A 16,079-nucleotide genomic window follows, 5' to 3' on the forward strand; every position below is an offset into this window, starting at 1 on the left:
GTTGTAGGCCGGACGGTCGGTGCGCGGAGCACGGTCACCGTACGACGGACGGTCGCCGCCGCGGGCGGGACGGTCGTTGTTGCGGTCGTTGTTGTAGGCCGGACGGTCGGTACGCGGAGCGCGGTCGCCATAGGACGGACGGTCGCCGCCACGGGCGGGACGGTCGTTGTTGTAGGCGGGACGGTCGGTGCGCGGGGCACGGTCGCCATACGACGGACGGTCGTTGTTGTAGGCCGGACGGTCGGTGCGCGGGGCACGGTCGCCGTAGGACGGACGGTCGCCGCCACGGGCGGGACGGTCGTTGTTGTACGACGGACGGTCGTTGTTGTAGGCAGGACGATCGGTGCGCGGGGCACGGTCGTTGTAGGCGGGACGCTCGGAGCGCTGCCCGGTGGCCGGGCGCTCGGTGCGGTTGCCGTACGCGGGACGGTCGCCGTAGGCGGGACGGTCGGAGGAGGAGCGCTCACCGGAGCGAGCGGCACGCTCGTCGGCGTTCCAGCGCTGCTTCTTGGGAGCACCCTCGTCGGCGCGGTAGCCGCGGTGCCCGGGGCTCTTGCTGCCGCCCTTGGGTGCGCCCTTGGGGCCGCCCTTGGAGTAGCTCGGGTCGTAGTTCTTGGCTGCGCGGCCGACGGCCGGCTTCTTGCTAGAAGGCATAGAAGTGTTTCTGGGTTGTGTTGAGTACATGGCAGTAGTACGTCGCACAGCGACGCAGCCTGAGAACCCGGGCAGTCTATGGCCGGGGCCGTTCACATACAGTGATTTTTCACCAGCGGATTACTGGGAAACCGGCCCATCCTGACTTACAAACCCATCCGCGCACACAATGAAACACGCGGTGTCAAGAGCCGACTTGTCTACGTTACCTGATCGAGTCCCAAATGTCACGGGGCAGTTGCACCGGGCAGTGCACACGGTCAGACGGACGGTGCCGCCCTGACGTCGGTCTCGAGCCACTCCTGAAAAGACTGCGCGCCACGTTCGGTGCCGGGTGACGGCAGCAGGCCACCGTCACGCATCGCCCGGCCCATCCGGCCCGGCAGCCGAACCTGGACGACGAGCGCGCGCGACCGCGTGGCCCTGGCGTAGTCACGCACCATGTCGCCCAGAGTCTGCTCACTGGGACCGGCGAGGGCCGGAACGATGCCGCGCGGCGAACCGAGAACAAGGCGGAGGAGGCGCGCGGCGACCTCACGCGCCGCCACGGGCTGAGTACGCATGACGGGCACCAGCGCAACGGCTCCCCTGGATCCCCGATCCAGGGTCTGCGCCGCGAACTCGTGGAACTGGGTGGCACGCAGAAGGGTCCACGGCACGGCGCCCCGCATCACCCGCTCCTCCTGCAGGGCCTTTCCGGCGTAGTAGCCCGCCGAAACCGTGGCGGCGTTCACGATCGACAGGGCCAGATGGTGCCGCACACCGGCATCCGCCTCTGCGTTGAGCAGTGTGGCCGTTGTGGTGCCGAAAAATCGGCGGGACGCCTTCGCGGAAAGCGTGGGCGTATTGACCACATCGATGACGGCATCGACGCCGTCAAGCGCCGCGGGCAGTCCCGCTCCGGTAAGGAGGTCGATCCCGGTGGACCTGCCGATCACCACGGGTTCGAGGCCGGCGCTCCTGGCCAGATCGGTGAGGTGGTGCCCCACGATGCCGGTTCCCCCCGCCACTGCGATCCTCACGGCGCCTCCTTCGGCGGTTCTGTTGCCCCAGCACTTCGGTCACGGGTGTTGCCGCGAGTGTATGCCGATGCCGGCTGGGCCGTTCGGCGCGGAGCGGGCGGGTGTGGCGCGGTCAGGTTAGGCGGACGGAGTCCTCTGATGCACAATCGTTCGATGCGCACTCCTGATTTTTCCCCACGTGCGACCGGCGGGCTGCTGAAGTCCGCGATCGCGCACCCGCGGCTCCTGCAAGCCGCGAAGACGGCCGTGGGGGTCGCCATCGCCTGGAAACTGGCGCCGCTGATGCCCGGCGTCGCCGACGACTACCCCTACTACGCACCGCTGGGCGTGATCGTGGCGAGCTTCCCCACCCTGATGGGCTCCATCAAGAACGCCGCCCAGACGCTCGCCGGGCTGGTGATCGGCATTGCCCTGGCCGCTTCCGTCATCATCTTCAGCGAGCCCAGCGTGGTCACGGTGTCGCTCGTGGTGGGAATCGGGATGCTGTTCAGCGGCATCCGCCAGCTGGGTGCCGGCCGGGACTATGTGCCGATCGCCGGACTGTTCGTGCTGATCGTCGGCGGCCCGAACGCCGACGGCTATTCCATCGGCTACGTCTCGCAGATGACCCTGGGCGTGGTTGTGGGCCTGGCGATCAATTTGCTGGTCGCTCCGCCGTTGCGGGTGACCGCGGCGGTGAAGGAGTTGTCCCGCCTGCGGGCCGCCCTGGGCACCCACCTGGCCTCGGTGGCGGATGCGTTGGAGGCGGACTGGCCCCCGCAAGAGGGCGAGTGGTCCAAGCAGGGTGCCACGCTGAACGACACGACCACGGCGGTGCGTCGCGCGCTGGCGGAAGCCGACGAGAGCCGGCGGATCAACATGCGGGCACGCATCCGCCCGCACGATCTCAGCACCGACTACACCGACCTGGCCGCGCTGGAGAACACGACCTTCTACGTGCGCGACCTCACCGATGTGCTCGCCGGGGCCGCCTGGGGAACCCCCGTGCCGGTCGAACTGCCAGAAGAATTGCGGCCGGCGCTGGGAGCTGCAGTGCGGGCCACGGCCAACGTGGTCACCGAATGGTACACCGGCGAGACAAACCTGAAGTCGCTGGAGGCGGCGGAGGCCGCCGTCGCCGCCGTGACCCAGGCGATCCACGACCATCGCGAATTGGGTGCGGAGGCCATCGTGGCGGCAAGCGCGGCGACACTCGACCTCAACAGGATGCTCGTGGCACTTCGACCGGGAATCGTGCGCGACGCCCCGGTCGCCGCCTGAGTCCGCTGCGGGGAGATCGCCCCTGAATGCTCGGCGCTGGCCGGCGAGGGCCGTACGGCGCGCCCGGCCTGCACCCGGAGCTGCGTCGATTAACCCGGCCCGGCCTGGGCGTTCTATTCTCAGAAGTCCACGCACCCAGCGCATTCAGGAGCACCCGTGAGCACCGGTCGCCGCCGCACCATCGGACTAGGCTCCCGACGCTTCCGCCTACTTCTCGTCACCTACGTCGTCGGCATGGCCTCGGCTGTCGCGCTGCTGCTGTCGGGTTTCCACTGGGACCTGCGCCCCGTGACCCCAGCCCAGGCCGGCGGCACCGCCAGTGAGGTCGACACGACTGCCGTGGTCGGCATCCGCACCTTCGACGCCCCCGGTGATGCCGTCGTCGTCGAAGACGTCGTCTACGCCACCGAGCCGGACGGCACCCAGCTGACGCTGGACGTCTGCTCCCCCGCCGACGTTGCCGCGCCGACAGCGCAGCCTGCTGACACCGCCGCAACGACGGCACCGCCCGCGGCGACACCGGAAGAGGACGCCGGAGGCGGGCTGGGATCGACCATCGATCCGACCGCAACGGCGCTGCCCAGCGACACCACCCCCACCGAAGCGCCGGCCGCAGCCGCCCTCCGCCCGGCTGTGCTCTCGGTGCACGGCGGTTCCTGGGCCCGCGGCGACAAGGCCAACAGCGACTGGCGCAACGTCTGCGAATGGTTGGCCTCAGAGGGTTTCGTCGCATACTCGGTGAATTACCGCCTGGTTCCTGCGGTCGCCTTTCCCGCAGCGATCGACGACATCGGTCGGGCCGTGGAGTGGATGCGCGCCAACGCCGACACCTACAACATCGATCCGGACCGGATCGGCGCGTTCGGCGGCTCGGCGGGCGGCAACCTGGCGACACTGCTCGGCACCCGCGGGCGCGGCCCCCTCACCGAGGGCAGCCGGGTAGCGGCAGTCGCCGAACTCTCCGGCCCCGTCGACCTCAGCTACGACGGACTCGTGGTGTCCGGCGGTTCCTCCGGGCTGGAGCAGATCGCCCTGGACTACCTCGACTGTTCCTCCCTGCTCGACTGCCCGTCCGCGCCGAAAGCGTCTGCCGTGACCTCGTTGGATCGCACCGACCCGCCCGTGTTCATCGGCACCTCGACCGAGGAATTCATCCCGCTCAGTCAGTCGACAGACTTCGCCGACGCCCTCAGCGAGCTGGGCATCACCAACCAGCTCGTCACCGTGCCGGGCAGCCTGCACTCCATCGGGATTCTGGACGAGGCGATGCGGGTTCAGGTCGCGGACTTTCTGCACCTTCATCTCGGAACCTGACCCCGCCCAGCTCACTGGCGAGGCCACGAGGCAGGGCAGGTGAGCGCCCAAAAAAAGTTCTCCACAGGCTTGCTTTTCACCACACAAGGCTTCGATACTGAGCTATTCTCACTACATGCCCAGCATCGCAGCTGTATCCGCCCCCGACACCCCGGAAAGTGCCGTGCTGCCTGCGGATTCGGCGCTGGTGCATCCGTTGGCCGCCGCGGTTGAAGCCGTCGAGGAGCTCGGGGCGTGTAGCGCCGATTACGACGCACTGACGGATGCGGAGTTGATTGCCGGGCAGAAGAAGCTCGCGACGTTACGGGCTCTGATCGAGACCCGGGCGGTGTGGCTGGCGAAGACCCTCACCCATCGGTCCCGCCGTGAGCTCGGCCAACAGGGCCTGGCCGCGAGACAGGGCTTCCTCTCCCCGGCCGAGCTGATCCAAGACCTCACCGGCTGCACCAAGGCCGACGCTCGCAAGCTGATGGATGTGGGCACGATGCTCGACGACACCGAGGCCGCGCAGGCGGCAGCTACGGCCGCCGCCGACGAGGAAGAGGCCCGCCGGTTGCTCGACGAGGACGCCGGCCTGGGCGGGCCCGCCGACCTGGACGGACTCGACGGCGTCGGCAGCGTCGATAGCGTGGACGGTAACGACGGACCCGGCGGCGTGGACGGTCCCGGCCCGGCTTGCACCGCGGTCTCGTTGCCCTGGTACAGCCCAATCTCCGCCGCGGTCGCCACCGGTTCCCTCTCCGTGGCCGCCGCGCACGCGATCCGCGCCGGGCTCGGCGCCATCGACACCGTCGTCACCGCCGAAGTCCTCCGCACCGCCGTTCTCGATCTCCTGGCCGAGGCGAAGACGATGACCGTCGACGCCCTGCTCAAACGCTCCCGACGGGCGCGCGACACCCTCGACGCCGCCGGCATCGCCACCCGGGAACAGAAAGCCTGGGACGACCGGTACCTGCGCGTCTGGACCAGCGACTCCGGTCAGGTGCACCTCAACGGCCAGTTCCCGCCCGAGCAGGGCGCGTTCCTGCTCTCCGTCTACGACAGCGCCACCGGCCCCCGCCGCGGCGGGGTGCGGTTCGTCGACCCTGAGCGGGCCGCCTGGGCCAAAGCCGTGCAGGACGACCCGCGCAGCACCGACCAGCTCACCGCAGACACCTTCATCGACCTGATCAAGGCCGGCAGCACCGTCAACCCGGACCGGATGCTCGGCGGACGCACCCCCGCCGTCCGCGTCCTCACCACCACCCCGGCCCCGGCCCGACCCACCGACGCCCCGGCACCGGCTCGATCCGCCGACGAACCCGCACCCGCACCCGCACCGACTCCGGCCCGACCCACTGACGCCCCAGGCCCGGCCCGGCCCACCGACGCACCCGTCCCCGAGCCGGTACCGGAACCACCGCCGGAAATCGACCCGACCGCGGTGCTCGTCGCTATTCCCGACGGCACCGGACACGGCTTCATCGAAGGCCACACCGAACCCGTCTCGCAGGAGACCATCGACCGGCTGTGTTGCACCGGCGGCACCCTGCAGATCGACTTCGACAACGACGGCCAACCGCTCAACCTCGGCCGGGAACAACGCGTCTTCACCGCCGGCCAACGCATCGCCCTCGCCGCCCGCGACGGCGGCTGCATCTGGGGCGACTGCGACAAGCCACCCTCCCGCACCGAAGCCCACCACCTCGAAGAATGGGTGCGCGACCACGGCGCCACCGACATCGCCCTCGGTGTTCTGCTCTGCCCACCACACCACCGGTTGCTGCACAGTCAGGGCTGGCAGATCTTCGAAAACCAGGGCGTCTACTGGCTCAGACCACCCGCCTCCGTCGACCCCGGCCAGACCCTGATCCGGATGCGCAGCAAGAGCGCCGCGGCGCAGGAACAACAGCCCCGCGGCGACGCCCGGAACTAAGCGTAGGCGGAGGCCGGGCGCCTGTGATCGGGTCGTAGCGAGGATGGACCACCGGTGCGATACTGGCGCCACTTGCCGGGTGCCGGCCATCAGACTTACCGAACCGTAAAGGGCAAACGGCATGATGCTGACGTCGAAAGGTCGTAGCCCGCACCGCGTTGATCGCGCTCTTCGTCCCTTCGCCATCGGCACCATGATCGCCGTCGGGTCGTTCGTCCTCGCGGCGGGTGCACCCGTGTCCGCGATGGGCGCACCAGCGGCGAGCGCCACCACCGTCACACCTGCAGGCCCGCCCACCTCACCCACACCCACACCCACACCCACACCCACACCCACGTCTACGCCAACCCCCACCCCGACACCGGAGTCAACCTCAACCCCAATCGCGCCGGCAACGCCACCGACGCCGCCCCCGGCACCGGGAGTGGATTCTGAGCCGGCCCCGCAACCCTACGGGGCCCCGGCGGCGCCACCCGCACAGACCGACGAACCACCAACACCGTCCACGTCACCCCCAGGGGCCGGGCAGCCGACATCACCCGGGGCGCCCGAGGCGGCACCGACTCCCGCACCGACCGGGCAGGTCACGCCACGACCGACCGAGACGCCCACTCCCCGGCCGAGCGCGACCCCGAGCGACCGGCCCACACCCCGGCCGACCGAGACCCCGACAAGCACGCCGAAACCGACCGGAACGCCGAAACCGACACAGACACCCACCCCGACGACTGTGCCCACCCCGACCCCGACACCCACCCCGACGGGAACGCCGACGCCGCCGGTGCCGTCCGAGACGCCGACACCTCCAACACCCACACCCACACCAGAGCCCACCGACCCGACGGCTCTCGACACCGAGCCGGGCCTGGTCACTCCAACCAACCCCACGTTGCCGTTCGGGCCATACACTCCCCTCGGCCCGGTCGCCCCGTCGCCCTTCGACCAGGTCCCGACCGACACCGGTCCATCGCTCGCGGCTGTCGAGGCGGCCGCAGCCCTCGCCGCCGCGGAAACGGCACACGCCTCGGCCCAGACGGCGTATGACGCCGCCCGGCTGGACCTGGCCGCGACGCTGGCCGACCATGACGCCGCACTCACCCGGGTCGTCGAGATGAGCGCCCTCACCGACGCGGCCGTCGTCACAGCGGATGCCTCCACCAGGGTCCTGGCGGCCCTCGCCCGTGCCATGGTTCAACAGGGCTCCGACACGGCCACCCTCGACGCGCTGCTCGGGGCGCAGGAGGAGGGCGACCTACTCGCCAGGCTGGGCAGCGCTGACCGGCTCCGCTCGCTGTCGGGCAGCATCACCGACATCCGCGACCAGGTCGCGGCGGACACCGAACGCGCCGCCACCCTACAGGCCGACCTCCTCGCTGCCGAGGAAGCGGCGGCGAACGTCCCCCTGTCCGACAAGGAAGCGGCGCTGGCATCCGCCGAGCTCACGCTGAGCGAAGCCACCGCCGCCCTGACCGCGGCCAGCGAGAACGCCCGGCTGGCGCTGGCGCAATCGGCCGAGGCATCCGCTGCTCGCACCGAGGCGGCTGCCAGCGAGCTCGCCGGCATCCTCGGGGCGCGGCTGAGCAATCAGGGCTGGGCCACCCCCGTTGTCGGCATCATCAACGACAGCTACGGCTCGCGCCCCATCCGGCCCCTGCCCGGCGTCAACGCGTTCCATGCCGGCACCGACCTCGGCTCAGCCTGCGGATCTCCCATCTACGCCGCCAGCGCCGGGGTGGTCACGCAGACCGGGCAGCTCGGTACCTACGGCAACTGGATCCTGATCGAGCACGGCGAGGGCGTGAGCACCGGATACGCCCACATTCGAGACGACGCCACGCTGGTGACCACTGGTGATACCGTCACGGCAGGCCAGGTGATTGCCAAGGTCGGTAGCACCGGCGCCTCCACCGGCTGTCATTTGCACCTCGAGGTGCGGGTTGACGGCAACGCCATAGATCCGCTGCCGTTCTTCACCGAGCGCGGCATCGACCTCGGCACCGGCTGACTCGCGCCGAGCGCGGCGGCTCAGCGCATCGTCCGGCGGAACCGTCGGCGTTCCCGACCGCCCTCGACCACCAGGTAGAGCACCGGCAGGACCACCAGAGTGAGCACCGTCGACGACACCAGGCCGCCGATGACGACCAGCGCGAGCGGCTGGGAGATGAACCCACCGTGCCCGGTGAGACCCACCGCCATGGGCAGCAGCGCAAAGATCGTCGCCAGCGCCGTCATGAGAATCGGGCGCAGGCGCCTGGACGCCCCGTGTACCAGAGCGTCGTAGACGGTCTGACCCCGCTGCCGGTACTGGTTGACCAGGTCGACGAGAACGATGGCGTTGGTGACGACGATGCCGATGAGCATCAGCACGCCGATGAGGGAGGCGACACCGAGCGGGATGCCCGTGATCACCTGCAGGGCAATCGCGCCGGTCGCCGCGAACGGTACGGACACCAGCAGCAAGAGCGGCTGCAACAGCGACCTGAACGTGGCGACCATGACGATGTAGACGATGAGGATGGCCACGAGCATCGCGACGCCGAGCTGCTCGAACGCATCCGTCTGGTCGGCGGAGACACCGCCGAGGGTGGCGGTGGCACCGGTGGGCAGGCCGGTGTCGGCGAGCGCCGTGGTCACCTGGGCGGTGGCGGTGCCGAGGTCGTCACCATCGGGCGTAGCCGAGACCGTGGCCGTACGCAGGCCCTTGGTGGTGGTGAGCGTGGACGGGCCGTCCACCTGCTGCACCACGGCCAGGGTGTCCAGCGCCACCGGTCCGGCCGCGGTCGGCACCTGCAGGTCGGCGAGATCCGCCGTGGTCGTCGGCGCCGACTCCGACTGCAGGTACACCGACAGCGACGCCTCCTCCACGGTGATCGATCCGATGCTGCTGGGCTGCATCGCCTGGGACACCAGGGTGCCGAGCGCGAGCTCGCTGAGCCCGGCGGCAGCCGCCTTGGTGCGGTCGATGGTCACGGCGATATACGGGCGCGAGGCCGACAGGTTACTGCTGGCCTGGCTGACGGAGTCGAGGTCGCCGATGACGGCCAGGATGTCGTCGGAGGCCTGCTGCAGGTCTGCGCCGGACGCCGCCGTGATGTCGATCTCGATGTCGGAAGATCCGCCGAAGCCGCCACCGGAGGAGACCGTGATCTCGCCGGCACCGTCGACGCCGTCGAGCTGGTCTCGTACCTCGGCCTGCACGGCATCCGCATCAGCGGAGTCGTCGGTGGTGACCGAGTAGGTCACCGTGCTGGAGGAACCGCCACCACCGGAGAACCCGCCGAAAGCGCTGCCGCCGCCGAGAGAGACCTGCACGATACTCACGCCGTCCACCCCTCGCACGGTGTCTTCCACCGCGGTGGATGCGGCATCCTGGGCGGCGAGGCTGGTGCCCACCGGAAGTTCCTGGCTGACCTGGAAGGTGGACTGGCCGGTGGAGCCGAGGAAGTTCACCTTCATGAACGGCAGCAACGCCACCGTGCCGGCCAGCACCAGGGCGGCGAGCAGCAGGGTCGCCACGTAGTGCTTGAGAGTCCAGCGGATGACCGGCAGGTACCCCTTCTGCAACCGGCTGGGCTGCTCACGGGCGTCACGCTCGTCGAAGCCGTCGGCATCCGGTGCGGCGTGCCGGCTGCGGGTGAGCGCGGCCGTGGCCACTGTGCCGGTGGCGGTGGCCACTGTGCCGGGGGCGGGGCCGGCGCTCGGCTCGAGCGCGGGCGTTTCCTCGGCGGGGGCGGTCGTGGCGGGGGCGGTCGTGGCGTCGGCGGGGGCCGGCTTGGGTGCTCGCAGGAACCAGTAGGCGAGCACCGGAACGATGGTGAGCGAGACGAGCAGCGACGCGAGCAGCGCGATGGTGACGGTGAGAGCGAACGGGCGGAAGAGCTCCCCCGTGGACCCGCCGACGAACGAGATCGGCAGGAACACCGTGACGGTGGTGATGGTGGAGGCCGTGATGGCGCCGGCCACCTCGCGTACGGCGCGCACGATGGTCTCGGCGCGATCGGCGCCCCAGACCAGGTGCCGCTTGATGTTCTCGATCACGACGATGGAGTCGTCGACGACCCGGCCGATGGCGATGGTGAGCGCACCCAGGGTGAGGATGTTCAGCGAGTAGCCCACGGACTGCAGGCCGATGAAGGTGATGAGCACCGAGGTGGGAATGGAGATGGCGGTGACGAGGGTAGCCCGCACCGACAGCAGGAACACCAGGATCACCAGGACCGCGAAGATCAGACCGAGGATGCCCTCCTGGGTAAGGGCGTCGATGGACTCCTGGATGAACGGGGCCTGGTCGAAGACCACGGTCATGGTGGTGCCGGGCACGGCGTCTTCGAGCTGCGGCAGAATGGCGCGCACGGCGGTAGACACGTCCACGGTGTTGGCGGCGGGCACCTTGGTGACGGAGATCGTGAGAGCGGTTTCGCCGTCGACCCTGGAGATGCTGGTCACCGGGTTGTTGACGACGGCAACCTCGGCGACGTCGCCGATCGTCAGCGGTGCGGATGCCGCGGACGCATCCGTTGCCGGTGCATCCGTTGCCGGTGCCGTCGCCGGCGCACTCGCGCCGATCAGCGGAAGGGCCGCGATGTCGTCGGCGGAGCCGAGCTTCGTGCCGGCCTGCACGGACAGGGTCTGGTCGTTCTCGGTGAGCGAGCCGCCGGGGATGAGCGAACCGTTCTGCTGCAGGGCGTCCCGGATGGCCAGGGTGCTGAGGCCACGGACGGCGAGCGCGGTGGCATCCGGCGTGATGGTGACGCGCTGGCCGATGTCGCCGACGAGTGCGGCATCGCGCACCCCCTCGATGTCGCGGATGTCGCCGAGGACACCGCGGCGCAGCTGGTCGGCCACGGTGTCGGCGTCACCGCCGGACACGGTCACGGACAGCACCGGGAAGTCGTCGATGCTGCCGCTGATCACCTGCGGGTCGAGATCGGCGGGCAGGGCGGTCTTGATGCGGTTGACGGCCTGACTGACCTTGGATTCGGCCTTGACGAGGTCGGTGCCGTAGGTGAACGTGGCGTTGACCAGCGAGGAGTTCGTGCTGCTCGTCGTGGACGTCGACTCGAGCCCCTCGATGCCCTGGATGGCGGTCTCGATCGGCGTGGACACGTCATCATTGACGACCTCGGGCGAGGCGCCGGGGTAGCTGGTGGAGATCAGCAGGGTGGGCAGCTGGAGGGAGGGGATCAGCTCCTGCTTGAGGCTGGTCAGCGCCAGGGAGCCGAAAATGGCCGCGACGACGGTGATGAGCGCGATGAGCGCCCGATTCTTCATGCTCAGGACCGAGAGAAAATACACCCGATCAGTATCTCATTTGCCCGGTCTGCCGACGTCGTGCGGCCGGGCCGACAGATGACGGTTTCGTGACGGTCAGACGACGTCGGCGAGGTAGCCCGTGTCGGGCAGCGGATGCCGCAGCAACGAGTCCCAGGCCAGCGCGAGGGCGTCGAGGGCTCGGGGCATCTCGGCGGGTCCGTAACAGAACGGGATACGCAGGAATCGCTCGAACGCGCCGTCGATGCCGAACCGGGGGCCGGCGGGTAGCAGCAGCCCCTGCGCCCGGGCGGACAGGGCCAGTTGGGAGCTGACCGGGCGACCGAGGTTCACCCACAGGGTGATGCCGCCGTCCACCGTCGGCACCTGCCAGTGTGGGAATCGCTCGGCCAGCCCGGCGACGAGCCGGTCGCGGCCCTCGCGCAGCAGGGTACGGCGGGTCTGGAGGATCTCCGGCAGCTGTCGCAACAGCCGGGCCACGATGAGCTGCTCAAGCACCGGGGTGCCCAGGTCGTTGGCCAGCCTGGCGGCGGCCAGCTTGCGGATCAGGGCCGGGTCGGCGCGGATCCAGCCCACCCTGAGGCCGCCCCAGACCGTTTTACCCACCGAGCCGACGGAGACGGCGAGGTCGGGCCTGGCCGCATCCGCCGACGCCGCGAACGGCGCGAACTCGCCCGCCCGGTCGATGTCGAGTTCGCCGATGGTCTCATCGCTGATCAGCATGGTGCCCTGCCGCGCGGCGGCGGCAAGCACTCGCTCGCGCTGCTCCATCGGCATCGTCTGCCCGGTGGGGTTCTGGAAATCCGGCATCAGGTAGCCGAGCACCGGATTGCTGCGTTCCAGCGTTTGCAGCAGAGCCGATTCGTCCCACCCCGCCTCGACTCCGGGCAGCGCGGCCGTCACCGACACGGGCATCAGCCGGCCGCCGGCCGCACGCAACGCCTCGTAGGCGTGCGGGTAGGTGGGCGTCTCGATGAGCACCCTGTCACCGCGGCTGACCAGCACCCGGGCGAGCAGGGCGATGGCGTGCTGGGCGCCGATGGTGACCATGATCTGGTCGGGGTCGGTGGGCAGCCCCCGCTGGCGGTACCGGTCGGCAACCGCCCGCCGCAACTCTGGCAGGCCGAGCGGATCGAAACCCGAGTCTTGCAGGTGCCGGGGCAGGTCGGCCGCGGCGAGCACGGCCACGTCGGCGAGGCCGGGCCAGGCCGGGAGCACCGCCTGGCCGAGGTCGAGCACACCAGGCGCGGCCGGCGCATCCGCACCGGTGGGAACGCCGGGCAGCCGGGTCATACTGCCGGACCCTTGCACGCTCACCAGGAACCCCGCGGCGCGCAGTTCGCGGTACGCGGCCGTGACGGTGGTGCGGCTCAGGCCCAGCCGGGCGCCGAGGTCGCGCTCGGCGGGCAGCCTGCTCTCGCCGGGGATGCGACCGTCGAGGGTGAGCAGGCGGATGCGGTCGGCGAGCGCCCGGTAGGCCGGTCCGGTGGCGCGCCACTCGCCGAGCAGCGCTTCCAGGGCCCGGGCAGTCAACTGGTTGGACGACATGAAGCCACTTTAGGTCGATTGGCTACTTGAGTACACCCTGTAGATGCAATTGGATTGCTTCCATGACTCATCGCCTCGTTCAGCTGCTCATTGGCCTTTTCCTCTACGGAATCGGTATCGCGCTGATCGTGCGCGGGGCCATCGGGGTGGCGCCGTGGGACGTGCTGACGCAGGGCATCGACGGCCATGCCCACCTGGGCTTCGGGCTGGTCACCACGATCATCAGTGGCGTGGTGCTGCTGCTGTGGATTCCGCTGCGGCAGAAGCTGGGCGTCGGCACGGTCGCAAACGCCCTGCTGGTGGGGCCGTCGGCGGATGTGGGCCTCTGGCTGATTCCCGCCGACCTGGATCTCTGGGCGCGGGTGCTGCTGTTTGCGACCGGGCTGGTGCTGCTGGCGGTCGCCTCGGGCATCTACATCGGGGCGGATCTCGGCCCCGGCCCGCGGGACGGCCTGATGACCGGCCTGCACGCCCGTACCGGCTGGCCGATCTGGGCGGTGCGCACCGGCATCGAGGGCTCCGTGCTCGTGATCGGCTGGCTACTCGGCGGCAACGTGGGGGTGGGCACGGTGGCGTTCGCGTTGCTGGTGGGGCCGCTCTGCCAGTGGACCCTGCCGCTGTTCGCCCGGCGGGTGCGCGAGAGCGGCGCTGTGGTCGCCACGGCCGGGTGAGGTGACCGCACGGCCGCTTTTGCGGAAGCTATCGCCGAGAGGGGGTGGCCGGCGCCGCGCCGCAGACCGCGACGATGGTGCCCTCGAGGGCGTCGGCCACCTGCCGAATGGACTCTTCGGTGGCCCACTCCACGGGGGCATGCGGGCCGCCACCGTCGACACCGAAGAGCAGGCACGGGATGCCAGCCTCGAGCACCAGACCGGCGTCGGTCCAGTACGGCTCACCACGTGGCTCGATCGGGCGGCCCAGCACTCGCTCGGCCTGTTCGGCGAGCAACCGCACCACCGGCCAGGTCGGGTCCGCCTCGAACGCTCCGCGCGCGACGAGCCGGGTGAGCTCGTACGAGAAGCCTGCGGTGTCACGGGCCAGCCCGTCGAGCAGGTGACGCAGCTCGGCCTCGGTGGCGTCAGGGGTCTGGCCGGGCAGCGTGCGCCGCTCGATGGTGAGGGTGCAACGCGCCGCGACCGTGGCCGCATCCGTGCCGCCCGCGATCTGGGACACCCGCACACTGCCGTGGCCGAGCAGCGGATGCGCCGGCGCGCGGTCGAGCCGGGCCTGCAGGTCATCGAGGGCGCGTAGCACCAGGCCGGCGTGCCGGATGGCGTCCACGCCGAGTGCGGGCATCGACCCGTGAGCCGCCAGGCCGTGCAGGGTGAGCTCGAACCAGGCGAAGCCGCGGTGGCAGACGGTGAGGCTGAGTTCGCTGGGTTCGACGACGATCGCCGCATCCGCGCTGAACCTGCGCAGCACCTCCTCGGTGCCGAGGCTGCCGAACTCCTCGTCGGCGACCAGGGTGACCAGCAGGTCGCCCGCCAGCGGGGTGAGCGTGGCCCGCTGCGCGGCCACGAGGACCGCGGCCAGTCCGCCCTTGGTGTCGAACGCGCCGCGGCCCCACAACCTGCCCGAGTGCCGTTGGCCCGCGAACGGGTCGCACTCGTAGCCGTCGACGCCGACGGTGTCGAGGTGGGCGTTGAGCATGAGCGATCGACCACCGCCGGTGCCGCGCTTGATGCCGACGATGGAGGGGCGGCCGGGGCGGTCTTCCAGGCGGTGCACCTCGAATCCGCGGCCGGCGAGCCACGCGGCGCACCAGTCGGCGATGGCGGCCTCGCCCGCCCCGCCCTGCGCCAGGTCGGGGTTGACGGACTCGATGGCGATCAGGCGCGCGGCCAGCACGACGGGGTCGAGGTGACCGTCGTCGACCGCGTCGAGGGCGTCCGCCCGCTGCTCCGCCGGGAGGGCCGGGCCGTCGGCGGGGCCCGCCGGGGTGGCCCGGTCGACGCCGTCATCCGGGGCCGGTGAGACGGGCCGGTCTGGTCTCTGGTTCGCCATTCCCCGAACCTAGCGCCGGATGCCCCCTCCCGGCAGTACCTCACCCTCCTGTCCGACGCATAACTCCTGCAATTTCCGCCCATCCGGCATCCGTTTTGCCACCTGACCGGGATCGGCCGGAATTCTGCAGGAGTTATGCGCCACGGGGCGGGCGTGCGGGCGGGACGGCGGTGCGGTTTACGTGGGCGGGGGTTTCGGACAGAATTGGCGGATGGGAGACGACGCGGCCTCGGCCACCAGGACCACGTCCGTGCACGCATCCGCCCGGACCCCGCTGCGGATCGTGGCGGCATTGCTGGTCTCGGCCTCTGCGGTGCTCATCTTTGCCCTGGGGCTGCGACTGCCGGGGTACGCGACCCTCGCGCTGGCGCTGCTGGTGGCGTTCTGGGCGGACCGGGCCCTGTTCAAGGACCTGCTCCTGATCGGCGTGGGACTCCTGATCATCAGCACGATCTCGGTCGAGGCGAACATCAGCTACCCCAACATGGCGCTGATGGGCGTGGTGCTCTCTGCCGCCGTCTTCGTGCCGTACCTGATGTCCCGGCGACTGTTCGGCGACCGCCAGGTGTGGTTCCCGATCAAGACCGGGCAGCGCTGGACCACCCTGGAACGCTGGTATCTGGTGGGGGTCCTGCTGCTGGGCTACCTGATTCTGCCGACCTACTTCATCCGCTCCGGCGCATACCTGAACTGGCCGGCCATCAGCGCCCCCGACGAACTCGGCCGGCTCTTCGTGGGCGTGGGCTTCGTCGGCATCTGGGACGAACTGTTCTTCATCTGCACGGTCTTCGCCCTGCTCCGGCGGCATTTCTCCTTCTGGACGGCGAATCTGCTGCAGATGGTGATCTTCGTATCGTTCCTCTGGGAGCTCGGCTACCAGAGCTGGGGTCCGCTGCTGACGATCCCGTTCGCACTGCTGCAGGGCTACACCTTCTCCATCACCAAGTCGCTCACCTATGTGGTGTGCGTGCACCTGCTCTTCGACCTGGTGGTCTTCCTGGTGCTCGTGCACGCCCACAACCGGGACTGGCTGGCCATTTTCCCGTACTGACTCCGGCGCACTCGGCGCGGCCCGGCGGCGCTCCCCTGGT

At 70.1% G+C, this 16,079-nt stretch carries 10 protein-coding genes and 1 pseudogene; 6 read left to right on the forward strand and 5 right to left on the reverse strand.

Features of this window, described 5'->3' with window-relative positions; all coding sequences use genetic code 11:
* Positions 1-654 (reverse strand): annotated as a pseudogene (locus K2F54_RS05815) (DEAD/DEAH box helicase); the annotation flags it as partial.
* A gap of 260 nt (positions 655-914) precedes the next feature.
* Positions 915-1,676, reverse strand: a complete 762-nt coding sequence (locus K2F54_RS05820) for an SDR family oxidoreductase (protein WP_220604905.1) — start codon at positions 1,674-1,676, stop codon at positions 915-917.
* 153 nt (positions 1,677-1,829) lie between these two features.
* On the opposite strand from K2F54_RS05820, the gene K2F54_RS05825 reads away from it, so the two are divergent.
* The 4 genes from K2F54_RS05825 to K2F54_RS19510 all read left to right on the forward strand — a co-directional run bounded on the left by K2F54_RS05825 (position 1,830) and on the right by K2F54_RS19510 (position 8,170).
* Complete coding sequence (locus K2F54_RS05825) at positions 1,830-2,936, forward strand: FUSC family protein (RefSeq protein ID WP_220604906.1); 1,107 nt, start codon at positions 1,830-1,832, stop codon at positions 2,934-2,936.
* A 156-nt stretch (positions 2,937-3,092) separates the two neighbouring features.
* Positions 3,093-4,250 (forward strand): alpha/beta hydrolase, encoded by a 1,158-nt coding sequence (locus tag K2F54_RS05830; protein WP_220604907.1) that lies wholly within the window; start codon positions 3,093-3,095, stop codon positions 4,248-4,250.
* A 115-nt stretch (positions 4,251-4,365) separates the two neighbouring features.
* Positions 4,366-6,165: an HNH endonuclease signature motif containing protein gene (locus tag K2F54_RS19430; RefSeq protein WP_220604908.1), complete on the forward strand. Its 1,800-nt coding sequence runs from the start codon at positions 4,366-4,368 to the stop codon at positions 6,163-6,165.
* A gap of 730 nt (positions 6,166-6,895) precedes the next feature.
* Complete coding sequence (locus K2F54_RS19510) at positions 6,896-8,170, forward strand: M23 family metallopeptidase (protein ID WP_220604909.1); 1,275 nt, start codon at positions 6,896-6,898, stop codon at positions 8,168-8,170.
* A gap of 20 nt (positions 8,171-8,190) precedes the next feature.
* On the opposite strand, the gene K2F54_RS05845 is transcribed toward K2F54_RS19510, so the two are convergent.
* Both K2F54_RS05845 and yczR read right to left on the reverse strand, forming a co-directional pair.
* Positions 8,191-11,460 (reverse strand): efflux RND transporter permease subunit, encoded by a 3,270-nt coding sequence (locus K2F54_RS05845; protein WP_220604910.1) that lies wholly within the window; start codon positions 11,458-11,460, stop codon positions 8,191-8,193.
* A gap of 72 nt (positions 11,461-11,532) precedes the next feature.
* The gene (yczR, locus tag K2F54_RS05850; protein ID WP_220604911.1) at positions 11,533-12,984 is read right to left on the reverse strand and encodes a MocR-like transcription factor YczR; all 1,452 of its coding nucleotides are present in this window, start codon (positions 12,982-12,984) and stop codon (positions 11,533-11,535) included.
* Positions 12,985-13,046: 62 nt separating this feature from the next.
* On the opposite strand from yczR, the gene yczE reads away from it, so the two are divergent.
* Positions 13,047-13,655 carry a membrane protein YczE gene (gene yczE / locus K2F54_RS05855; protein ID WP_220604912.1) on the forward strand — a complete coding sequence of 203 codons (609 nt, stop codon included), beginning with the start codon at positions 13,047-13,049 and terminating at the stop codon, positions 13,653-13,655.
* Between the two features lie 28 nt (positions 13,656-13,683).
* On the opposite strand, the gene K2F54_RS05860 is transcribed toward yczE, so the two are convergent.
* Positions 13,684-14,988, reverse strand: a complete 1,305-nt coding sequence (locus K2F54_RS05860) for a M20/M25/M40 family metallo-hydrolase (RefSeq protein WP_220604913.1) — start codon at positions 14,986-14,988, stop codon at positions 13,684-13,686.
* 211 nt (positions 14,989-15,199) lie between these two features.
* Here K2F54_RS05860 and K2F54_RS05865 point away from each other — a divergent pair, with 211 nt between their 5' ends.
* Positions 15,200-16,039 carry a CPBP family intramembrane glutamic endopeptidase gene (locus K2F54_RS05865; RefSeq protein WP_255576736.1) on the forward strand — a complete coding sequence of 280 codons (840 nt, stop codon included), beginning with the start codon at positions 15,200-15,202 and terminating at the stop codon, positions 16,037-16,039.
* Positions 16,040-16,079: the final 40 nt, after the last annotated feature.

It is taken from the genome of Cryobacterium inferilacus (assembly GCF_019599185.1).
In the GTDB taxonomy this organism is placed as follows: domain Bacteria; phylum Actinomycetota; class Actinomycetes; order Actinomycetales; family Microbacteriaceae; genus Cryobacterium; species Cryobacterium inferilacus.